Origin of the sequence: Halopseudomonas sp. (assembly GCF_041579695.1) — a bacterium.
Taxonomy (GTDB): domain Bacteria; phylum Pseudomonadota; class Gammaproteobacteria; order Pseudomonadales; family Pseudomonadaceae; genus Halopseudomonas.
Genome location: NZ_JBFGFI010000004.1, coordinates 1 through 19,857 on the forward strand (window position 1 = coordinate 1; position 19,857 = coordinate 19,857).

General features: G+C 60.3%; 22 protein-coding genes. 5 read left to right on the forward strand and 17 right to left on the reverse strand.

The window, feature by feature from the left end; translation table 11 throughout:
* Window positions 1-142 precede the first annotated feature (142 nt).
* Window positions 143-622, forward strand: a complete 480-nt coding sequence (locus ABYA88_RS01885) for an OmpA family protein (protein WP_373184961.1) — start codon at window positions 143-145, stop codon at window positions 620-622.
* 92 nt (window positions 623-714) lie between these two features.
* Here ABYA88_RS01885 and ABYA88_RS01890 read toward each other — a convergent pair whose 3' ends face one another.
* From ABYA88_RS01890 to ABYA88_RS01960, 15 genes are all read right to left on the reverse strand, one after another.
* Window positions 715-1,233, reverse strand: a complete 519-nt coding sequence (locus tag ABYA88_RS01890) for an Hcp family type VI secretion system effector (RefSeq protein ID WP_373184963.1) — start codon at window positions 1,231-1,233, stop codon at window positions 715-717.
* Between the two features lie 283 nt (window positions 1,234-1,516).
* A complete protein-coding gene (locus ABYA88_RS01895) occupies window positions 1,517-1,864 on the reverse strand; it encodes a Na+/H+ antiporter subunit G (RefSeq protein WP_373184965.1) in 348 nt (115 codons plus the stop codon).
* Window positions 1,865-1,874: 10 nt separating this feature from the next.
* Window positions 1,875-2,144, reverse strand: a complete 270-nt coding sequence (locus tag ABYA88_RS01900; RefSeq protein WP_373184966.1) for a K+/H+ antiporter subunit F — start codon at window positions 2,142-2,144, stop codon at window positions 1,875-1,877.
* Window positions 2,129-2,632, reverse strand: a complete 504-nt coding sequence (locus tag ABYA88_RS01905) for a Na+/H+ antiporter subunit E (RefSeq protein WP_373185116.1) — start codon at window positions 2,630-2,632, stop codon at window positions 2,129-2,131. Before ABYA88_RS01905 ends, ABYA88_RS01900 begins: the two co-directional genes overlap by 16 nt.
* The gene (locus tag ABYA88_RS01910) at window positions 2,632-4,155 is read right to left on the reverse strand and encodes a monovalent cation/H+ antiporter subunit D (RefSeq protein ID WP_373184968.1); all 1,524 of its coding nucleotides are present in this window, start codon (window positions 4,153-4,155) and stop codon (window positions 2,632-2,634) included. Before ABYA88_RS01910 ends, ABYA88_RS01905 begins: the two co-directional genes overlap by 1 nt.
* Window positions 4,155-4,481, reverse strand: a complete 327-nt coding sequence (locus ABYA88_RS01915) for a Na+/H+ antiporter subunit C (RefSeq protein WP_373184970.1) — start codon at window positions 4,479-4,481, stop codon at window positions 4,155-4,157. The genes ABYA88_RS01910 and ABYA88_RS01915 overlap by 1 nt, the downstream gene beginning before the upstream one ends.
* Window positions 4,481-7,273: a monovalent cation/H+ antiporter subunit A gene (locus ABYA88_RS01920; RefSeq protein ID WP_373184972.1), complete on the reverse strand. Its 2,793-nt coding sequence runs from the start codon at window positions 7,271-7,273 to the stop codon at window positions 4,481-4,483. Before ABYA88_RS01920 ends, ABYA88_RS01915 begins: the two co-directional genes overlap by 1 nt.
* A gap of 107 nt (window positions 7,274-7,380) precedes the next feature.
* Entirely contained in the window at window positions 7,381-7,746 is a 366-nt protein-coding gene (mnhG, locus tag ABYA88_RS01925; protein WP_373184974.1) for a monovalent cation/H(+) antiporter subunit G, read from the reverse strand.
* Window positions 7,739-8,068, reverse strand: coding sequence for a monovalent cation/H+ antiporter complex subunit F (locus ABYA88_RS01930; protein WP_373184976.1), 330 nt, complete (start codon window positions 8,066-8,068; stop codon window positions 7,739-7,741). Before ABYA88_RS01930 ends, mnhG begins: the two co-directional genes overlap by 8 nt.
* Window positions 8,065-8,553, reverse strand: coding sequence for a Na+/H+ antiporter subunit E (locus ABYA88_RS01935; protein WP_373184978.1), 489 nt, complete (start codon window positions 8,551-8,553; stop codon window positions 8,065-8,067). The genes ABYA88_RS01930 and ABYA88_RS01935 overlap by 4 nt, the downstream gene beginning before the upstream one ends.
* Window positions 8,550-10,040, reverse strand: a complete 1,491-nt coding sequence (locus ABYA88_RS01940) for a proton-conducting transporter membrane subunit (RefSeq protein WP_373184980.1) — start codon at window positions 10,038-10,040, stop codon at window positions 8,550-8,552. Before ABYA88_RS01940 ends, ABYA88_RS01935 begins: the two co-directional genes overlap by 4 nt.
* Complete coding sequence (locus ABYA88_RS01945; protein ID WP_373184982.1) at window positions 10,040-10,438, reverse strand: sodium:proton antiporter; 399 nt, start codon at window positions 10,436-10,438, stop codon at window positions 10,040-10,042. The genes ABYA88_RS01940 and ABYA88_RS01945 overlap by 1 nt, the downstream gene beginning before the upstream one ends.
* Window positions 10,438-13,161 carry a hydrogen gas-evolving membrane-bound hydrogenase subunit E gene (gene mbhE, locus ABYA88_RS01950; protein WP_373184984.1) on the reverse strand — a complete coding sequence of 908 codons (2,724 nt, stop codon included), beginning with the start codon at window positions 13,159-13,161 and terminating at the stop codon, window positions 10,438-10,440. Before mbhE ends, ABYA88_RS01945 begins: the two co-directional genes overlap by 1 nt.
* Window positions 13,162-13,420: 259 nt before the next feature.
* On the reverse strand, window positions 13,421-13,882 hold the full coding sequence (locus tag ABYA88_RS01955; protein WP_373184986.1) for a glycine zipper 2TM domain-containing protein: 462 nt from the start codon (window positions 13,880-13,882) through the stop codon (window positions 13,421-13,423).
* Window positions 13,883-14,104: 222 nt separating this feature from the next.
* Window positions 14,105-14,692, reverse strand: coding sequence for a VIT1/CCC1 transporter family protein (locus ABYA88_RS01960; protein ID WP_373184988.1), 588 nt, complete (start codon window positions 14,690-14,692; stop codon window positions 14,105-14,107).
* Window positions 14,693-14,991: 299 nt separating this feature from the next.
* Between ABYA88_RS01960 and ABYA88_RS01965 the strand changes: the two genes are divergently transcribed.
* The gene (locus ABYA88_RS01965; protein WP_373184990.1) at window positions 14,992-15,270 is read left to right on the forward strand and encodes a hypothetical protein; all 279 of its coding nucleotides are present in this window, start codon (window positions 14,992-14,994) and stop codon (window positions 15,268-15,270) included.
* On the opposite strand, the gene ABYA88_RS01970 is transcribed toward ABYA88_RS01965, so the two are convergent.
* Entirely contained in the window at window positions 15,250-16,425 is a 1,176-nt protein-coding gene (locus ABYA88_RS01970; protein ID WP_373184992.1) for a 1-acyl-sn-glycerol-3-phosphate acyltransferase, read from the reverse strand. The two genes, ABYA88_RS01965 and ABYA88_RS01970, sit on opposite strands and share 21 nt — an antisense overlap.
* A gap of 112 nt (window positions 16,426-16,537) precedes the next feature.
* Between ABYA88_RS01970 and ABYA88_RS01975 the strand changes: the two genes are divergently transcribed.
* Genes ABYA88_RS01975 through ABYA88_RS01985 form a run of 3 tightly spaced genes read left to right on the forward strand, consistent with a single transcriptional unit; the run spans window position 16,538 to window position 17,621 of the window.
* On the forward strand, window positions 16,538-16,732 hold the full coding sequence (locus tag ABYA88_RS01975) for a CPXCG motif-containing cysteine-rich protein (RefSeq protein WP_373184994.1): 195 nt from the start codon (window positions 16,538-16,540) through the stop codon (window positions 16,730-16,732).
* A gap of 2 nt (window positions 16,733-16,734) precedes the next feature.
* Window positions 16,735-16,974, forward strand: coding sequence for a DUF2007 domain-containing protein (locus ABYA88_RS01980; RefSeq protein WP_373184996.1), 240 nt, complete (start codon window positions 16,735-16,737; stop codon window positions 16,972-16,974).
* The gene (locus ABYA88_RS01985) at window positions 16,971-17,621 is read left to right on the forward strand and encodes an SOS response-associated peptidase (RefSeq protein WP_373184998.1); all 651 of its coding nucleotides are present in this window, start codon (window positions 16,971-16,973) and stop codon (window positions 17,619-17,621) included. The genes ABYA88_RS01980 and ABYA88_RS01985 overlap by 4 nt, the downstream gene beginning before the upstream one ends.
* Before the next feature lie 25 nt (window positions 17,622-17,646).
* On the opposite strand, the gene ABYA88_RS01990 is transcribed toward ABYA88_RS01985, so the two are convergent.
* Window positions 17,647-19,782: a methyl-accepting chemotaxis protein gene (locus ABYA88_RS01990; protein ID WP_373185000.1), complete on the reverse strand. Its 2,136-nt coding sequence runs from the start codon at window positions 19,780-19,782 to the stop codon at window positions 17,647-17,649.
* Between the last annotated feature and the right edge of the window lie 75 nt (window positions 19,783-19,857).

The following is a 19,857-nucleotide window of genomic DNA, read 5'->3' on the forward strand; positions in this document are numbered from 1 at the left end:
AGTATCGCAACTACCCTAGCAGAGCCACTAACCAACAACATTCAAGCACGACTTCCAGGGCATTATGAAAACACTAACAACCGTTTCCGCCGTTGTCTTATCCTTGGCTTTGGCCGCCTGCTCCACCGCGCCTCCGGCGCCCGTGGTTGCAGCCCCGCCTCCGTGGGCCGAACCCAGGCTTGCCAGCCTGACCGCCGTCGCCGAGGCACAGGGTTTTGTGGTGATGCGCGAAGGCGAAGAGATCCGTCTGATCATCCCCGTCGATGGCACCTTTCACCCGAAGCGTACGCTGCTTCTACCATCAGGCCTGGCGCCACTGGGCAAGGTTGCACAGGCCCTGAAGAGCGACATGGGCAGCCAGTACGCGGTAATCGGCCACAGCAGCAGCGATGGCGACCGGGAACTCAATCGTCGTCTGAGCATGGAACGGGCCCAGGCGGTAGCCAGCGTACTGATGCTGGGCGGCGTCAGCAGCCAGCGACTGAGTTTGCACACCATGGGCGAAGACAAGCCGATGGCCGACAACTCCACTCTGACCGGCCGCGACATGAATCGGCGCGTGGAAATCCGCATGACGCCCTACCCCGCCCGCAATATCGTGCTGGCCAACACCCAGCCCTGAGCTGCAGCTAAACTCCCTTCTGCAAAGCGTTAAAAAACCACCTGCGGGCATCGCCCGAGGTGGTTTTTTATTGCCTGGCTCACTCCCTGCAATCAGGCAGAGATGGGTGCGCGCCAGTCGTCGGAGCCAGAGGTTCCAGAGACTTCATGGGTCCAGATGATCTTCCGGTAGGTAAAGTACACGTCTTCCAGGTGGGTGAAGTGGGACAGGTTCGGATCCTGGCAGTTGGGCATGCGTGACTGCACATCGACGATGATCGCGTCCTGCAGTTCTATGGTGTAGTAATGCTCCTGAGTACCGGTGGCCGAGGTGCGATACCACTCCAGCCGGCAGCTGCTCAAACGCTCGCCGGAGGTCAGGGCGTTGAAGATCAGTGGTGAGGACTTGTCAAACACCTTGGTGATCATCAGCGGCTTGTGTACGCGCTGACCAGTTGGCTGACCGGACTGCGGATCACGCGGGATGATCACCTGGTGGTCGAACGCCTGGACCAGAATCTGGTCCTCATGGCCTTCCTGGAAGATGTTACCGACCGAATCCTCGGTAAAGGTACCGGCAGTGATCAGGCCTTGTTTGGTGCCTTCGAGGGACATATAGGCGGGTGTTGGCATCGGAGCTCTCCTTGCGGGTTTGTGGACGAATCACGTCCTGGAGCTCTTATCGTTACAAGACCCGTGCCGAACCTACTTTATCTATTAATATCAAATACTTGGAAGTGAAAAAACACGCCGACCAGAGAAGTGTGACCCAGGTCACAGGAAAGTGCGCAACACCTTGCGCAACGCGGTGCAGAAAGCTGCCATCAGGTCTGAACCCTCGGAATCACCGCCTTCGATGGCCGGAACAAGCCTCGACTCGCATTGCCCTGCGCAGGAACCTGCTCAGCCGCAACCTTTACTCCCAGGGCTTGCCCCGCGTTCTCTCGACTTTACCCAGGCGTGCGTGCATCGCGGCCTTGGCGAGCATATGCGCACTGACCGGCGCGGTCATGAACAGAAAAAGTGTTATCAGCAGCTCATGCAGGCTGAGGCCCTCGCGCGCGGAGCTGAAATACACCAGTGAACCGATCACCAGGGCGCCTACTCCCAGCGTCGACGCCTTGGTCGGCCCATGCAGGCGCATGAAGAAATCCGGCAGCTTCCACAGGCCGATGGATCCGACCAGCGCAAAGAGACTCCCCAACAGGATCAGCGCAGCGACGATCCATTCAACAGCCGTGGCGCTCTGTATGGCTTCCAGCATGTCAGCTCCCCTATTCAATGATGTCGCCGCGTAACAGATGCTTGGCAATGGCGACCGTGCCGACAAAGCCCATCACCGCTATTAAGAGCGCCGCTTCGAAAAACAGATCGGAATCCAGATACAGACCGAGCAGCACGATCAGCGCAATGGCGTTGATATACAGGGTATCCAGAGCCAGGATGCGATCAGGCAGATCAGGCCCCTTGAGCAGGCGAAGCATGTTCAGCACCATCGCAATCGACATGATACCCAGGCACAGAAAAATTACGGCTGAGAGCATTCGAACACCTCCATCAGGGGCCGTTCATAGCGCTGCTTGATCGTCTCGATCAGAGCCTGCGCGTCGTCCACGGTCAGGGCATGAATCAACAGGGTGCGGCGATCATCGCTGATATCGGCGGATACCGTACCCGGTGTCAGGGAAATCGTGCTCGCCAGCAGGCTGATGGCAAAATCGTCGGTAAGCTCCAGCGGGTATTCGATAAACGCGGGATGCAGGTTGGCATTGGAGCCGACCACCAGTTTGGCCACTTCCAGGTTGGCAATGGCGATGTCGCCCAGCACCCGTACGGCAAATCGCAGAAGCACCAGCGGGTGATGCAGTTTTGGCGGATTGGGCCAGAAAACGTCGGTCAGTTGCGGTATGCCCCAGGCGAGAATAAGCCCCAGGAGCCAAGTCCCGGCGGACACGCTGTTCATGATCAGCAACCAGACCAGCAGCAATACGAGGCTCAGCCAGGGGTGAGGAAAAAACGCACTACGTGACATCATGGCTGGTCTCCCGACGCTACTGGAACGATCGACATGACCTGCTCGATATAGGTAGACGGTGTAAGCAACTGCGCCGCAGTGGCATCAAGGTAGACCAGTACCGGATTGGCCAGTAACACCAGCGCCGGACTGCCTGCGAGTAACAGCAGAGCCGCAACCAGACGCGCGCGGTCCAGCGGTTCGGCAATCGCCGGCGCTGCATCGTTGCGCCAGAACAGGGTGGTTCCGGCCCGGCTCATGGCTACCAGCACCACCAGGCTGCCACCCAGCAGTGCGGGATAGAGCAGTGCCGCCTGCAAACCGGTCCCGGCTGCCGACAGCAGCATCGCCTTGCCGAGGAAGCCTGACAGTGGCGGCATGCCGATCACCGATATCGCGGCAATAAAGAACAACGCACTGATCAATTTGCTGTGTTCCATCTGCGGCCCGGGGGTCAACCGGGACCCGAAACGGGGACCACGCAAGCGGCTGATAATCCCCGCCAGCAGGAACAGCGCGCCGCTGACCCAGGTGGTGTGAACCAGATAGTAGAGGCTGGCAGTCAGCGCCTCCTGCGTCCCCATCGCGATGCCTGCCAGCAGGGTCCCCACCGACACCACAATCAAGTACGAGACAAGCCCGTTCAGACTAGCGGCGGCCAACGCGCCGATCGCGCCCAGGACGATGGTAATCAGCGCTACCGGCCAGAGCCAGCCACTGGCGAGGTTCGCCAGCTCTCCGGCTTCCGCGCCGAAGATCAGGGTGTATACCCGGAGGATCGAATACAGCCCGACCTTGGTCATGATCGCGAAGAGCGCAGCCACAGGGGCGGTCGCGGCGGCATAGGCCTTGGGCAGCCAGAAATACAACGGAAAGATCGCCGATTTGAGTCCGAATACGATCAACAGCAGCATGCCGGCTGCGCCCGCAACCGGAGCGTCAGCCGGTCCCAAAGTAGCGATCCTGAGCGCCATGTCGGCCATGTTCAGGGTACCGGTAATACCGTACAGCGTACCGGCGGCGATCAGGAACAGTGCCGAGCCGAACAGATTGAGTACCACGTAATGCAAGCCGGCGCGCACGCGGGCTGACCCTGCCCCGTGCAACAGCAGAGCATAGGAGGCGATCAGCAGGATCTCGAAAAAGACGAACAGGTTGAACAGGTCGCCGGTGAGGAACGCACCGGTAATACCCATCAGCTGGAACTGGAAAATTGCGTGGAAGTTACGCCCCAGGCCGTCGTCACCCCGTGCGGCATAGATAATCACGCCGCTGGCCAATACGGCAGCAATCCCCAGCATCAACGCAGCCAGCCGGTCGACCACCAGCACTATGCCGAACGGCGGCGCCCAGTTGCCCAGCGCGTAAACCAGGGTTCCGGCGTCTGCCTGGCTTATCAGCATCAGGGCCAGCGGCACCTGTATCAGCGTTGCCAGCAATGAAAGGGTGCGCTTGAGCGTCATACTGCTGCGCGCCAGCAACAGCAGGAGAGCGCCGACGAACATGGGTATCAGTACAGGCAGGACCGGCAAGTGATTCATCAACGGTCTCCCTTGCCATCGACATGATCACTTTCGAGTTCACCCTGGGCACGCAATGCCAGCACCAGTACATAGGCGGTCATTGCAAAACCGATAACGATAGCCGTCAGCACCAGAGCCTGGGGCAAGGGATCAGCGTACTCTTGCGAGCGTCCGAGAATGGCCGGCATACCCGTCGCCAGGCGGCCCATCGCAAAGAGAAACAGGTTCACCGCATAACTGAGCAGGGTCAGACCGACGACCACCGGGAAAGTACGCGCCCGCAGCAGCAGATAGACGCCGCAGCTGGTCAGGACGCCCAGCGTAATGGCATAGAGCAGTTCCATCAGATTACCTCCCCGGAGCTGCGACCACTCGACAGTTTGCCCAGATTGGTCAGGATCAATAGCGTTGCACCTACCACAGTCAGATATACCCCCAGATCAAAAAGCAGCGCGCTGGCAAGTTCGACCTTGCCCACCAGCGGGATCCCAACGTATTCAAAGGTGCTGGTGAGGAATGGATAACCGAATACCAGACTCCCCAGCCCGGTCAGGCCGGCGATGATGACACCGACCCCGGCCAGATGATGGTAATCAACGCGCCAACGAGCGGCGGTCCACTGCACTCCACTGGCGAAGTACTGCAGAATCAGCGCCACTGCGGTAATCAGGCCGGCGATGAAGCCGCCGCCGGGCAGATTGTGACCACGCAGGAAGATATACACCGATACCATCAGGGCCAACGGCAATATGAGCCGCGACAGGTTCACCAGCATCAGTGGATGTGCATCACTGGCCCACGGGCGACCCTGGACATCGGTTTCCGGGGTACGCAAGCGCAGCCCGTCGATCAATGCATAAATGGCGATGCCGGCGATAGCCAGCACAGTCACTTCGCCCAGGGTGTCGTAACCGCGGAAGTCGACCAGAATCACGTTGACCACGTTGGTGCCGCCGCCGCCGGTCTTGCTGTTGGCGAGGAAGAACCCGGCGATGGTTTCATACGGGCGCGTCAGCACCGCAACCGCCAGGCCGCTTACCAACAGGCCCGAGCACGCGGCTACCACCAGATCGCGAACCTGGCGCAGGCTGGAGGACTCGGCAGGCGTGCGCCGCGGCAGAAAGAACAGCGCCAGCATCAGCAGCACAATGGTTACCACTTCAACCGAAAGCTGGGTCAGCGCCAGGTCCGGAGCTGAAAAACGTGCAAATGCCAGCGCAACAAACAGGCCGACCACGCTGAGCATGACCAGCGCAACCAGGCGGTGCCGGTGCCAGAACACGGTCGCCAGGGCAGCTACCATCAGCATCAAGGCACCTGCCAGGGTGACGCCATCAACCGGGCTCATCGGGATGTCACCCCGCAGTGCCGGCAGTTGCAGCAACCAGAACCCACTGGTTATCAGTGCGGCGACAAGCATCCAGGCCAGGTAGCGCTGCAGGGACGCGTTTTCCAACAAAAGCGTGAACTGCCCAGACCGACGTACAAGGCCTTGTACGGCTCCCTCGAATACCAGCCGGGCATCGAACTCGGGCAGTCCCTCATACCAGTCGTAAAGCCGGCGACGTCCGGCATAGACCAGCACGCCGCCAACCAGAGCAACAAAGCTCATCGCCAATGGAAGGTTCAAACCATGCCAGATCGCCAGACTGTAATACGGCAGTTCGCCGCCAACTGTGGCGCTGGCCGCAACCGCCAGCAAACCGGCAACGGTAAAGGCCGGCACCAGACCTACCAGCAGACACAACGCCACCAGTACCTCAACCGGCACTTTCATGTAGCGCGGCGGCTCATGGGGCGGGTATTTGGGCAGGTTGAAGGGTTTGCCGTTGAAGAACACGTCATGGATGAAGCGCAATGAATAGGCAACCGAGAAGACCCCGGCGAGGGTCGCAACGAGCGGAATAACCCAGCTGAAATTGCCGAACTGGGTCTGCTGCAGCGTCTCGGTAAAGAACATCTCCTTGCTCAGAAAACCGTTGAGCAGGGGCACGCCCGCCATTGCCGAGGCGGCTACCATGGCCAGGGTGGCGGTGTGTGGCATGAACCGCCACAGGCCATTGATACGGCGCATGTCGCGCGTACCCGTTTCATGATCGATGATGCCAGCCGCCATGAACAGTGAAGCCTTGAAGGTGGCGTGGTTGATGATGTGAAAGACACCGGCCACTGCAGCAAGCTTGGTGTCCAGGCCGAACAGCAACGTAATCAGACCCAGATGGCTGATCGTCGAATAGGCCAGCAGCCCCTTGAGGTCATGCTTGAACAGCGCGGTGAAGGCGCCGAGCAGCAGGGTAATCATCCCGGTAATACTAACCAGGAAGAACCAAAGGTCGGTATCAGAGAGCGCCGGGTACATGCGCGCAAGCAGGAATACCCCTGCCTTTACCATGGTTGCCGAGTGCAGATAGGCGGAGACCGGCGTGGGGGCGGCCATCGCATGCGGCAGCCAGAAGTGGAACGGGAACTGGGCGGACTTGGTGAATACACCCAGCAATACCAGCACCAGCACCACCGGATACAGACTATGGGCGCGGATCAGGTCACCGGCGGCCAGCACCGCCGAGAGCTCGTAACTGCCGACGATGTGGCCCAGCAGCAACACGCCGGCCAGCAGTGCCAGCCCGCCACCGCCGGTCACCGCGAGCGCCATACGGGCACCCTTGCGCGCGTCGGTGGAGTGCGACCAGTAACCGATAAGCAGGAAGGACGACAGGCTGGTCATCTCCCAGAAGAACATCATCAGCAACAGGTTTTCTGACAGCACCACACCGAGCATGGCGGCCATGAACAACAGCAGATAGGCGAAGAAACGGCCCATGGGGTCGCTTTTCGACAGGTAATAACGCGCGTAGAGAATGACCAACAGGCCAATACCCTGGATCAGCAGCGCAAACAGAAAGCCCAACCCGTCCAGGCGGAAACTCAGATTCAGACCAATCTGTTCGAGCCAGGGCCAACTCTGCACCAGCACTTCGCCGGCAAATACCCCATCTGACAGCCGCCATAACAGGAAGAGTCCAATTGCCGGCGGCAACATGGTAGCCAGTGCACACAGGGAACGGCCATAGCGAACCGTCAACAGGGGTAACACGCATCCCAACAGGGGAAACAATACAATCAGCGCCAGGGTCATGCAGGACTTACTCCATCAATGGCCTTTGAGGCTTCTTTAAGCAGGTCATTATCCACACACAGCCCTGCACTGTCATGGATTCGGCCAATCGACTGGATGAGGCCTGCCTATTTTGACCGCTCCCGGTCCCGGGAATTCCCCGACTCCCGGTCCGGATCGAATGCATCCCCGAGCGGGCCGACCCGGGGCCTGACTCCGGCCATATACCCGGCACGGGAAATCGCGTGGGCCGCCAGGGGCGCCGTAAGCAGCAGCACCGCTATAGCCAGGAGTATGCTGAACCAGGCCATGCCGGCAGTAGCACAAAGCACTCCCAGCAGCACCAGAATAGCGCCGAGCGCTCCGGCCTTGCTGGCCGCATGCATGCGCGTATAGGCATCGGGAAGACGCAGCACCCCAAGAGCCCCGAGCAGGCTGAACGCAGCGCCCAGCAGGATCAGGGTCGAGCCGGTATAAGCAAGAAAATCATTCATTTTCATCTCCTCTCTCGCTGCCCGGCCCGTGAAGATTGTCGCTGCCGTGAGTACCCCTGAATAACAGCGCGAAGGCCACGCTGCCGAGAAAACTGACGATTGCCAGCACAAGAGCCACATCCAGCAATACCGCCTGCTCGCTCATCATCGCCAGCAGTGCCACCCCGGCGACCCCGATCATCGTCATGGCATCGATTGCCACCGCGCGATCGGGTCTGCTCGGCCCGGCCAGAAGCCGCCACATGATCAACAGCGTACTGAGGATCAACATGCCCCCTGCCAGCGGCAGGACCCAGTCAGCTCCGGCCAGAACCACAGTCATTGTCCCTCTCCACCAGGCTGTACCCAGCGCATGAGACGCAGCTCTATCTCGCCAACGGCAGCGGCCACGCAGTCCACCGAACGGGTATCAAGCACATGTATGAATATTTCCCCATCCCGCGCCCGGTAATCCAGGGCCAGCGTGCCTGGCGTCAGCGTCAGCAGACAGCCGATCAGGGTAACCAGCCGCCTGTCACGGGTGCGCAACGGCACGCTTATCACGGCGGGCTCAAGCGGATAGCGCGGGGTGAGAACGATCTTCGCCACGTCAAAGGACGCGCGCAACACCTGCCAGATGTACCAGGGCACGAATACCGCGCCCGCCTCGATGCGCAGCGCATACACACGGCTGCCACGGTGAATCAATCCACATAGCCTGAACAGCGGGTAGATCGCTGCAAACGCGCTCAGCCAGTACAGCGGGCTCAACGACGCCAGAACCGCAGCCAGCACGGTGGCGAGCAGCAAATGCACATAGAGCATCATTCGGCCCTCCCGTTCAGCAGTTGCAGATAAGCGGGCGCTTCGATCAATTGTATGGATGCGGCCATCGCGTACTCCATCACAGGGCCCGCGCCCAGACCAATCGCAACAGTAATCAGCGCCAGCACGCTTACCGTGACCCAGGCGCCCCGCGGGCCACTGCCGGTCGCACCCAGTTGGTCCGGCCGCGGGTGCGCCTTGAGAAAACTTTCATTCCAGATTTTGCTCATCGACAGCAAGGTGAATATGCCGGTAAACAGAGCAAAGAACGCGGCAACCCAGACACCCGCTTCAAGGCTTGCCTTGACCAGCACAAACTTGGCCCAGAAGCCCGACAAGGGCGGTATCCCCGCCAACGACAATGCCGGCACCGCGAACAGAACGGCGAGCAGCGGTACCCGCCCATACAGCCCGCCCATTCCTGCCAGACGTTCGGAACCGGTGATACGCGCAGCTATCCCGCCAACGAAGAACAGGTTGGCCTTGACCACGATATGGTGAACCAGATAGAAGACCGCGCCGGCCAGCGCCAGCGGAGTAGCCAGCGCCAGACCCAGCACCATGTAGCCCACCTGGCTGACGATGTGAAATGACAGAATGCGCCGGACCTCGGTCTGTGCCGCCGCGCCCAGCACTCCGATAATCATTGTGGCGCAGGCCACCCAGAGCAGAACCGAGTGAACCACACCCGGCTCCGGCCAGAGCAGCGTGACCAGACGAATCAGCGCATACACGCCAACCTTGGTCAGCAGCCCGGCAAACAGCGCCGAAACCGGGGTCCAGGCCACGTGATAGCTGGCCGGGAGCCAACCGAACAATGGAAACAGGGCAGCCTTGATCGAGAACGAAACCAGCATCAGGATCACGCCCAGCCAGGCGCCATCGCTGGCTTGTTCGGCACGGAACAACAGCGCCAGCTCACCCATGTTCAAGGTACCGGTGGCCCCGTAGACCAATCCTGCTGCAAGCAGGAAAAGCAGGGTCGCCAGCATGTTCAACACCAGATAGATCATGGTGCCGGACAAACGCCGCTCCCCGCCTCCGAGCGCGATAAGCGCAAAAGAGCCAATCAGCAGCACTTCGAACCAGACGTATAGATTGAACACGTCGGCGGTAATGAAAGCACCGCAGATGCCGGCGAGCAGGCCGTGGACGAATAGATGCGTGTCGCGCAGGAACGCGGCCGGCATCGGCTGGCGAAAACAATAGAGCAACGTCGCCAGGCCAATCACGCCGCTAATGGCGACCATTACAGCGGATAACCTGTCTATCACCAGACTGATCCCATAGGGCGCTGGCCAGCCACCCATCTGGGCACTCAGCACGGTGCCTTCGGCAGCCATTGCCACCAGATAAAGACCGGTCAGCAGTAACAAGGACGCCCCGATGAGACTGATAGCCGTCACCCAGGAGTGATGCCGTTTGACCAGCAACGCCAGCAGGAGTGTTGTCAACGGGATGAGGACCGGCAGGACTATCAGCGTATTCATCAGTCCTGACCCTCGACCGGCGGCCGTTTGCGCTCTTCATCCTCGTCCGGAGAAGGTTGCTCGGTGACATGACTGACGCTGTCGGTGTCCTTGTCACCGTGCAGTTCATGGGTGCGCTTGAGCACTGAGAGAGCAAACACGAACAACGCAAAGCCAATCACGATAGCTGTGAGTACCAGCGCCTGGGGCAAGGGGTTAGCCGCATCCAGCCCATGCTGGCCGGCAAAGGTGAAGGCCGCTTTGCTGCCGGCAAACCGGCCTGCGGTAAGTACACCCAGATTGATAGCGTTACCCAGTACGGCGATGCCAAGCACCACCCGCATCAGATGCCGGTCGAGCATCATCCACACTCCCAGCGCAGCCATGATGCCGGCAGTTATAGCGCCTATCCATTCCATCAGACGCTCCTCCCGATCAGATTGCGCAGCATATGCATGACCGACCCGAACACGGTCAGAAATACTCCCACATCAAACAACAGGGGCGTCCCCAGCTTCACGCCGAATGGTTCGACCCACAATCCGGTCATGAACGAGGCGTCGGTGGCCAGGCCGAACAGCCCGGCACCCACCGCACAGGCCAACCCCAGACCGATGATCGTCGGCGGTGCGATGCGCGACAATCCACGCTGAATGCCCCGGCCGAAAGTCACGATCAACAGGGTAAAGCCGGTTGCCGCCACCAATCCGCCGATAAAACCGCCACCGGGCAGATTGTGCCCACGCCAGAGAATAGCCAGCGATACCACCAGCAAAATGGTCGCCAGCGGACGCATACCCTGGCGCAGAAGGACTGAACTGAACTCGGGAAGCCCGCGCGGCCTCTTTTCCGGCAACTGCCCAGCACCGAGCAGCGTCGAGGCGGCCAGCGCGGCAATCGCTACAACCAGAATTTCGCCCAGGGTATCGACCGCCCGAAAGTCCACCAGAATCACATTGACTACATTGCTGCCATAGCCGCCGGGCAGGCTGTTGGCCAGGAACCATTCGGCCAGATCGCCCGGCAACGGCTGACTGACCGCCGTCATGATCAACAGAGTGACCGCCAGGCCAAAGACAATGGCTACCCCGGCATGCCACAGGTTCATCGTTGTGCTGTCGTCACCACTGGCCGGCACCCTTGGCATGCGACGCAGCACCAGAGCCAGAAACACCACCGTCAGGGTTTCGACCATCAGCTGTGTCAGAGCCACGTCCGGCGCATTGATTGATACAAAGAACAACGCCAGACCCAGGCCGCTGGCGCCCAGCGAAGCCACCAAAGCCAGCCGCCCCGGCATGAAGGCTGCGCCAGCAGCGCCGCCCAGAGCCAGCAGACAACCCAGCAGCCCCGGCACCGACACCTCTGATAGAACGGGAGCATGGAAAGGCCGTGCATTCATCAGCATCAGCCCGCCCAGCACACTGACGCTCACCACCAGCGTCATAAGCGCCATATGCAAACGCAAGGAGCCATGCTGGAACAGCCCGGCCACAGCCCCGGCAAACTGGAAAAGGCGTTTCAGCGACTTGTCCCAGAGCAGATCGCCACTGAACTCCCAGACACTTCCCAGGCGCCTGGCCAGAGCGCGTACCGAATCGGCGCGGAAATAAAAAAATGTCCCCAGTCCCAGGGTCAATACGCTTGCCAGTACCGCCGGTGTGATGCCACCCCACAGATACAGGTGGACGTTCACTTCGCCGCTGGCAGCGGCCTGCACAGCGGTGTTGACCAGCCAGATTTCCGGCCACTGGTTCCAGGCGCCCAGGCCGAACCCGCCTATTGCCAACAACAGGGGTCCGGTCCACATCAGCGGACTGACTTCATGCGGCTGCCCCTCCCAGTTACCGCGCGGCCCAAAAAAGGTCTTGAAGAAAATGAGAGCGGCAGCTGCGACCAGCAGAGCATTGGTCAGCACCATCACCAGAGTGACCGTCCAGCCGACTGCGCCCATCTCGATCAGCCCCGCATACTTGAACTCCTTGGCTATGAAACCAAAGAACGGGGGCAGGCCGGCATTGGAAAACGCCGCCAGACCAACGGCTATACCAGTCACTGGCATCAGTGCAAACAGCCCGCCAAGGCGACGGATATCCCGCGTGCCGGTGGAGTGATCAATGGCGCCGACGGCCATGAACAGCGCGCCCTTGTAGAGCGAATGTGCGACCAGATACAACACGAAGGCCTGCAGGCCATAACTGGTATTGGTGCCGATCAGCATGGTCAACTGACCGAGCACCGCTACTGTGGTGAAGGCCAGCATGCGCTTGAGATCGTACTGGCGAATCGCGAGCACCGCGCCGAGCACCGCAGTCAAGGCGCCAATGGCGATCAGGGTAGTGCTCCAGCCCACCCCGCCCCCCAGCGTGGGATTGAGTCGGGCCAGCAGGTAGATCCCGGCCTTGACCATGGTCGCCGAATGCAGGTAGGCGGACACCGGCGTCGGAGCGTTCATCGCGTTCGGCAGCCAGAGATGAAACGGGAACTGCGCCGACTTGGTAAAGCAACCAATCAACACCAGTACCGTGATCGCCGGAAACAGCACGTGAGCCTGCACCACTTCAGCCTCCAGCTGGGAAAACTGCCAGCTTCCAGAGGCGATACCCAGCAGCACAAGCCCGGCAAGCAGAGCCAGGCCGCCACCCCCGGTGATCAACAATGCCTGCAGCGCCGCGCGACGCGACTCGGGCTTCTCGTGATTGAAGCTGATCAGCAGAAAACTGGCGATACTGGTCAATTCCCAGAACAGGAACATCGCGATCAGGTCGTCCGCCAGCACCAGACCGAGCATCGCCATCATGAAGGTCAGAAGATAGGCATAAAAGCGCCCAAGCTGGGGATGATCATGCAGATACACGCCGGAATACATCACTATCAACGTGCCGATCCCGGTGATCATCAACGCGAACAACAGAGCCAGGCCATCGAGCCGCAGACCCAGTTCCACGTTGAGCAACGGGACCCAGGTCAGACTCTCGAAAATCACGCCTCCGTTCGCCACACCAGAGATCTGCAGCGCAAACCAGATAAAGCAGGCTGCCGGGACTATTGCCAGCAGTAAACCCGTATGGCGTCTTGTCAGGCCATGTACGAGAGGCGCACACAGCCCGCTAACAAGAATCGCGAAAAGGCTAGCCAGCATGCCAGCAGGTTCCGTTCAGCTTCAGAAATGGCATCAAAATGCGCTCCATCAAACCTTGGTGCACTTAATTTACACATTTAGGTCCTGCGGGAAAATCTGGGCCAAATCGGCAAAGCGATAGAGCTGAGCTATGAAACGCGGTGTATAAATAAGAAGAGAAACGGTTTGAGCTCGTAATATCTTGAATTAAAAACCGTTCTGCCAGGGCCGGATGTACCCTCAGGATTCATCCGACCCGGCGAGCCGGAACCCAAGCAGATTACTTCACCACCCTGGTCTGCCCGTTGACAGTCTGTACCCGCACCCGATCACCGGGTCTGAAGGTCACCTCGGGCGAAGCCTCCTGAACGAAGGCGCGCACGGTGCCGTCATCCTCGCGAACGGTTATCTCGACACCCTGGGCGCGGGTGATGCCCTCTTCAGCCGCGGCGCCAGCCATGCCCCCGGCTAATGCGCCAATCACCGTGGCAATGGCGCTGCCGCGACCGCCGCCGACACCACTGCCGGCTACTCCGCCGATCGCCGCTCCAGCTGCGGGACCGATGATGGTCTTGGTTCCCTCGATCTGAACCGGGCGTACCGACTCGACAACGCCGGTGCGGACGATCTGTGGCCGTCTTGCCTCGTCACGGCTGTAGGTTTCACCCGTCAACTGCGAGGCACATCCGGAGAGCACCAGCAGACTACCGAGCATACAGATCAACACAAACTGTCTTTTCATGGGTCACTCCAAAAAGGGAAAAGGCCTTACCGTTGGACGCCGCAAATGCGCGGACGTTGCGCAGAAGAACAAAGATCGCACGCATCATCCCACCAATTGCGCGCCCGGCAAATACAGCAGATACAATACCTTGAAAGCCGGAACAATGAGCCTGCGGAGATCATCAACATCGCTATCGCCGCGCTCGACCGCGCTTGCGGCAAAATGAGCTGCGCCCAGCCTTCAGCCGGCCACTTCGGGCAAAAGCGCAAAGTCGACTGCCAGCATGACTCCTCCGCTCGCAATCACCGAACCGAGCATCCCGACGCCGTAGGCAACCGCTGCCGCCAGCGCCCCTACAAGCAGCATTTCGCCGCCGGCTTTCCAGGGGGGCAATCGCGATACGGCTCCACGACCGGCGCCGACGGCAAACAGAGTCAACAATGTGAGCACCGCAGCTAGCGGAAACTGCAGGGACGGGGCCAGAGGCAGCAAATAGGCGATCAACGGAACGATACCGGGCACAATGAACCCGACGAAAGTGGCGAATCCATGGCGCGCCGCTGAACCGCGTTCGCGCTGATCCTTGATGTCAGTGGGGGTGCGCTCGGAAAGATAATCGCTGGTCGCCATGGAAAACCCGTCTGCCAGCAACGAAGCAAACCCGAGAATCAGCACCACGGTATTGGACAAACTGGCGCCTGCGACCCCCGCCACAATAGCGAAGGTGGTAACGAGGCCATCGTTAGCGCCGTAAACCAGATCAGGCAAATATTTTTGTAGCAGCGACCGCCATTTCTGCGGCCTGTTCTGAACGTCATCATCAGGCATGCAGAAACTCCTCAATTGACCGAAAAGAGCAATATCGTTAGCCAGTTGGACGTCGGAAAAGCAGGAATGTGCCCGGAGCCAGCTTGGCAACCGTCGCGGACGGGGGCAGGAAGGATTTGTTGCTGCCGGAGGTCGAAAATGCTGCGCAGGCGCGCTATAATAATCGCCATTTTTTTAAGCGGAGGGTCGCAACTTCATCATCGGCTCCGCGCCTTTTCCAGTCGTATCGTCGTAGCCAGGCCAGCACAATAACAATACCGGGCAGGTTGCCGAACATCATCTTGTCCGGAGGTTTTCCCATGCCGCTGTTTCACGCAGCCTGGTTGTATTATCTGAGCAATCCCGCGTTGGTCATCAATGGTCTGGCGCTGTTCTACGCAGTAGCCGGCAGTTGGCTCGTTTTTGCCGGCCAGTGGCGATCCGGGCGCGGCACAGCTCAGCTCACTGCCGGCGTTTCGACCGGTCTGGACGATGACAGCGCAGCGCTGAACAACCGCGTCAGCCGCATGTTCGGCCGTATCGGCCTGGGCTGCCTCGCTCTGGCGATGCTGTTGAGTCTACTGAGCACCCTGGCCTGAGTCCGCTGCGCAAGCACTTGCCACCGGGTTAGCGTACTGGAGCAGGAACCAGTATTGCTCTGCCAGCGAACAACCGGCCAGCCGCTGTTCAAAACGGGCTTTTTCGCTGGCCAGCCGCTCGGGGCTGAAATTCGCACGCCAGTTTTCGATCAGCGCATTCACACCCGGATTGCTGCGGGTCTCGGGCAACTGTTCGGCGGCCATGAAGTTGCTTGGCTGTAGCCGGTAGTTCTGCAGTATCTGCCGATCCGACTCCCGCGCGACGGCCTTGGCGTCGGGATAATCGCCGGTCAGGGGCGTACCAAATGCCACGTGCACATGCCCCTTGTAGCCGGTCAGGCCCTTGGCAATAGAGCGGTCGTCCTCGCCCGGCTCCTTCACGTAGGTTCCGGTGCGGGCGCGCTGCTCAAGCTCCCGTGCCTTCATCTGGTCGCAGGGATCCCATTCGTAGGCAATGGAAACCGGCACGATGTTCAGGCTGCGCACGATCTGCGCAAAATCCTCGCCCCTGCGGCTCATGCAGAGCATCTTGATGATCGCGGTGTCGGTTTCGTCCTTGCCATCCTTCGCGCGCCCCTCGGCCTGGGCTATCCAGATCGAGTGACCGGTGGCTATGGAGTGGTTGATGTAGGCCGAGAGCGTCTGGTAGACAGCGAGCTTCTCACGTCGGCCGGTCACCGAGCGGTGCACGATGAAGCTCTTGTTCAGACGCATCAGGTCACTGACAAACGGGCGTTGCAGCAGATTATCGCCAATCGCGATGCGCGGCGTGGGATGACCTGCGTGGTAGAGAGCGTAATTGACGAACGCCGGATCCATCACGATATCGCGATGATTGGCCAGAAACAGGTGAGCACGATCCTTGGCCAGGTGATCCAGACCGCTGTAGGTGACCTCGACGACGCTACGCTCGATCAGTCGATCCAGATACGGCTCGATCCGATGCTGCAGCGATTCCACGCTGGTGATCTGCCCTGCTTCGCGGCGCAGGCCGGCCCCTACCAGGCGCTTTACCAGGCCCGGCGCCCACCGGTGCAGCCGCGGAAAATGCTGACTGGCCAGGATGTCGAGCAATTCCTCGTCCCGCGTCAAACGGTGCAGTACCGCGGGGACTTCGGCGTCGCTATAGGGTCTTATCGCGTCGAACTCGACCATGTGATCCTCTTTTAAACTTGATTCAGCCGCGCATTATGCGGCCCGACGAGCTGTTTCGCCAGATTGGCGATAGGGCTACACTGCCGGTAAATCAACAGCAGGAGACAATCACATGCAGGCGATCGAAGAAGCATCCTTGCAGTGTCCGCACTGTGACGAGCCCATCACCCTGTTGCTTGACCTCTCAGGCGGCACTCAGGCCTATGTGGAAGACTGCCAGGTCTGTTGCCAGCCGATCCACGTCAGTCTGTGGATCGACCATGCCAACGACGACTACCACGTCGACCTGCGCCGGGAGCAGGACTGAACATGCTCTGTGCCTACCGACCAGGGGACATGTCCGAAGCGCAGCTGTTGCGTCAGTTGCTTACCGATCACAACATCAATTGTCATATCAGCGGCGAGTACCTGCAAGGCGGCATCGGTGAACTCCCCGCTGCGGATCTGCTCGGCCTCTGGGTGCCGGCAGAAGATCTGGGGCTGGCCCGCGAACTGATCAACGACTGGCAACAGGCAACACCTCTCATGCCGGAAATGGATGATATATGAGTGGTCGCCTGGCGCAGTTCAGCGCGCCGATCAAGGACCCGCCGGCGGAATGGAAACCTCAATGGAATCTGGCCCCGGGGCAGCGAATACTGATCCTGCGCAAGCACGCTGGCTCAGTCGAATGTGCCAGCGTATTGTGGAATCTTACCCCGACCTGGCTGCGCCAGCTCGACCGCGCCGCATTCAGCGCCCAGGCCGAATACCTGCATGAAAAACCCATGTTCGGGCAGGCGCTGGCACAGCGGCGCTGCATCATTCCAGTCGACGGATTCTTTATCTGGTACGCCCAGGGCAAACGCAAGCAGCCGTGGTATCTGCGCCGGCACCAGGGTGGGCTGGCGATAGCCGGGCTATGGGAACGCTACAGCCTGGCCGATGGCAGCTTCTGGGACAGCTGCGCACTGGTTACGGCGCCGGCAAAGGGTCTGCCGGCGCGGCTATCGCCGCGTATGCCGGTGACCTTCAACGCCGCGGAACAGGCGATTTGGCTGGCCTCCGCGACTGCAGTCAGCGCACTGCAGCCGCTGCTGTTGAACGCCGCATCCCAGGTAAGCATGATGCATCCGGTCAATCCGTCAATGAGCAGCCCGGCAACCCTTGGCGCGCAGTGCTGCGCGCCAAGCGGCCGGGCCATCACCCTTGAGTAGAACCCCGACCGGATGGCGCCACTGATCAGACCTTGAACTGATTGATCAGCCGGCGCTGCTGTTCGGCCAGGCGGGTCAGACCGGCACTGGCCTCGGATGCTTCCTGCGCGCCACCGGCAACCGACTTGGCCACCTGGTCGATGGTCGCCACATTGCGATTCACATCCTCGGCTACCGCGCTCTGCTCTTCAGCCGCGCTGGCGATCTGGGTGTTCATCTCGGTGATGATGGAAACCGCCTGAGTGATCGAGGTCAGCGCCGCATCGGCCTCTTCAGACTGCAACACGCTCTCCTCTGTGCGCGAACGGCTCTGCTCCATGACCTTGACGGTATCACGGGTTCCCTTCTGCAATTGCTCGATCATTGTCTGGATTTCTTCGGTCGAGCTCTGGGTCTTCTGCGCCAGATTGCGCACCTCGTCAGCCACCACGGCAAAACCGCGGCCCTGCTCGCCAGCGCGGGCAGCCTCGATCGCCGCGTTCAGCGCCAGCAGGTTGGTCTGCTCGGCTATACCGCGAATCGTCGCCAGAATACCGGTAATGTTTTCGCTGTCGCGCGCGAGCGATTGCACACTGGCTACTGCTTTGTTGATATCTTCGGCCAGACTCAATGTGGCCGCCGCACTGGCTTTGACCACATCGCGCCCATGGCTGGCAGAGCCGTCGGCGTTGCGCGCCGCTTCCGCCGCCTGGGAGGCGTTACGGGCCACATCCTGGGCAGTTGCGGTCATCTCGGTAACCGCAGTGGCCACCTGGTCGATCTCGCTCAACTGACGCTGAATGCCGTCGTTGGTGCGCATTGCGATGTCGGCGGTATTCTCCGACGCGTCGGTCACTTGGGCGACCGAGCCGACGACCTCGCGAATCATCGCCTGCAGTTTGTCCAGAAAGCTATTGAACCCTTTGGCGATCGCGCCCAGCTCGTCATTGCGATCCACCGTCAGCCGCTTGGTCAGATCCCCTTCTCCCTGGGCAATGTCATCAAGCATCGCCACCAGCCTGCGGGCCGGCCGCGCCAGACTGAGACCCAGCAGGATCATCACGACCAGACCGGCCAATGCGATCACCACGCCAATCGCAATCAGGGTGAGCATGTCGCTTGCCTGGCGCGACTCCAGTTCCTCATTCAGCAGGTTCACATCCTGCATTACTGCGTCAAGCGGCAACGTAATCATCAGGGTCCAGCTTGTACCGGTTTCACCGATCGGTACCGGCATGACCAACTCTATGTGGCCGCCTGCCTGGTCGATATCGTAAATCAGCTCGTCCCCCAGCGACTTGAGGTTGGCAATTTCGTTGGCATCTAGAATCTGACTTGCCGGATCACCTGGGCGCGCGCCTTCTCCGGTATAAGCAACAAGTCGACCGTTGCTGCTGATCAGCGCCTGCTCCCCGCGGCCGTCGAAAAGGTCGGCGTTGCCCTGCTGCAGGGTCTGCTGGATGAAATCCAGGGAAAGATCGACACCGACAATACCGCGGAACTCGCCCTCGGAAATGATCGGTACCGTGAACGAAGACAGCATCACCTGAGTCCCGCCCAGATCGTAGGGCGCGGGATCGCTGACACAGGGCTTGAGGGTGTCGCGCGGGCACAGGTAGTACTCGCCTTCGCGCACCCCGGTGGCAGTCAGGGTCTCGCTTTCCAGATCTGCCAGGGCGGCCAGCTCCAATTCTCCTTCGGCGTTGCGGAACCACCAGGGCATGAAACGACCGCTACCGTCATAGCCATCGGTTTCCACGCCCTCGAAGTACTGGTCCATATCATCGAACGCGTTGGGCTCCCAGCCCACATAGACGCCCAGCAACTCCGGGTTCTGTTCCAGCGTATTACGCAGGACGCGAACCATTTCCTCGCGGCTCATCATCAGCGTGGACAGACCATCGGGCTCGATCTCGCCAAGCAGGCGGTTCAGCTCCGCAAGCTGTCCGCCGATCATGAACGGATCGCTCAGGCGCCGCCGTATACGCTGGCTTTCGGCCGCAGCCACTGCGGTCAGACGGCTCTCGACCTGACGCTCGATCAGCTCGCGGCTGCTATCCTGTACGAAACGCTGACTGCGATCAGCAGAGTTGATGCTGTAGAGCGTTACCAGACCCACGGCAACGAACAGGCAGGCCCCTGCGAGCACCACGATGGCAGACTGAATGGACTTGAATTTCATGCATTGCTCCGACTGGACTGGTTCCATTGGGTGATATCGGCTGATTGGCGCAGATCTTCAACTCGATTTTTCGGC

What these genes read in the sequence shown, in the direction of transcription:
- ABYA88_RS01890 (WP_373184963.1), bottom strand. Translation starts at nt 1,233, where the DNA reads ATGCCAACACCCGCCTATATGTCCCTCGAAGGCACCAAACAAGGCCTG.
- ABYA88_RS01895 (WP_373184965.1), bottom strand. Translation starts at nt 1,864, where the DNA reads ATGCTGGAAGCCATACAGAGCGCCACGGCTGTTGAATGGATCGTCGCT.
- ABYA88_RS01900 (WP_373184966.1), bottom strand. Translation starts at nt 2,144, where the DNA reads ATGCTCTCAGCCGTAATTTTTCTGTGCCTGGGTATCATGTCGATTGCG.
- ABYA88_RS01905 (WP_373185116.1), bottom strand. Translation starts at nt 2,632, where the DNA reads ATGTCACGTAGTGCGTTTTTTCCTCACCCCTGGCTGAGCCTCGTATTG.
- ABYA88_RS01910 (WP_373184968.1), bottom strand. Translation starts at nt 4,155, where the DNA reads ATGAATCACTTGCCGGTCCTGCCTGTACTGATACCCATGTTCGTCGGC.
- ABYA88_RS01915 (WP_373184970.1), bottom strand. Translation starts at nt 4,481, where the DNA reads ATGGAACTGCTCTATGCCATTACGCTGGGCGTCCTGACCAGCTGCGGC.
- ABYA88_RS01920 (WP_373184972.1), bottom strand. Translation starts at nt 7,273, where the DNA reads ATGACCCTGGCGCTGATTGTATTGTTTCCCCTGTTGGGATGCGTGTTA.
- mnhG (WP_373184974.1), bottom strand. Translation starts at nt 7,746, where the DNA reads ATGAATGATTTTCTTGCTTATACCGGCTCGACCCTGATCCTGCTGGGC.
- ABYA88_RS01930 (WP_373184976.1), bottom strand. Translation starts at nt 8,068, where the DNA reads ATGACTGTGGTTCTGGCCGGAGCTGACTGGGTCCTGCCGCTGGCAGGG.
- ABYA88_RS01935 (WP_373184978.1), bottom strand. Translation starts at nt 8,553, where the DNA reads ATGATGCTCTATGTGCATTTGCTGCTCGCCACCGTGCTGGCTGCGGTT.
- ABYA88_RS01940 (WP_373184980.1), bottom strand. Translation starts at nt 10,040, where the DNA reads ATGAATACGCTGATAGTCCTGCCGGTCCTCATCCCGTTGACAACACTC.
- ABYA88_RS01945 (WP_373184982.1), bottom strand. Translation starts at nt 10,438, where the DNA reads ATGGAATGGATAGGCGCTATAACTGCCGGCATCATGGCTGCGCTGGGA.
- mbhE (WP_373184984.1), bottom strand. Translation starts at nt 13,161, where the DNA reads ATGCTGGCTAGCCTTTTCGCGATTCTTGTTAGCGGGCTGTGTGCGCCT.
- ABYA88_RS01955 (WP_373184986.1), bottom strand. Translation starts at nt 13,882, where the DNA reads ATGAAAAGACAGTTTGTGTTGATCTGTATGCTCGGTAGTCTGCTGGTG.
- ABYA88_RS01960 (WP_373184988.1), bottom strand. Translation starts at nt 14,692, where the DNA reads ATGCCTGATGATGACGTTCAGAACAGGCCGCAGAAATGGCGGTCGCTG.
- ABYA88_RS01965 (WP_373184990.1), top strand. Translation starts at nt 14,992, where the DNA reads ATGCCGCTGTTTCACGCAGCCTGGTTGTATTATCTGAGCAATCCCGCG.
- ABYA88_RS01970 (WP_373184992.1), bottom strand. Translation starts at nt 16,425, where the DNA reads ATGGTCGAGTTCGACGCGATAAGACCCTATAGCGACGCCGAAGTCCCC.
- ABYA88_RS01975 (WP_373184994.1), top strand. Translation starts at nt 16,538, where the DNA reads ATGCAGGCGATCGAAGAAGCATCCTTGCAGTGTCCGCACTGTGACGAG.
- ABYA88_RS01980 (WP_373184996.1), top strand. Translation starts at nt 16,735, where the DNA reads ATGCTCTGTGCCTACCGACCAGGGGACATGTCCGAAGCGCAGCTGTTG.
- ABYA88_RS01985 (WP_373184998.1), top strand. Translation starts at nt 16,971, where the DNA reads ATGAGTGGTCGCCTGGCGCAGTTCAGCGCGCCGATCAAGGACCCGCCG.
- ABYA88_RS01990 (WP_373185000.1), bottom strand. Translation starts at nt 19,782, where the DNA reads ATGAAATTCAAGTCCATTCAGTCTGCCATCGTGGTGCTCGCAGGGGCC.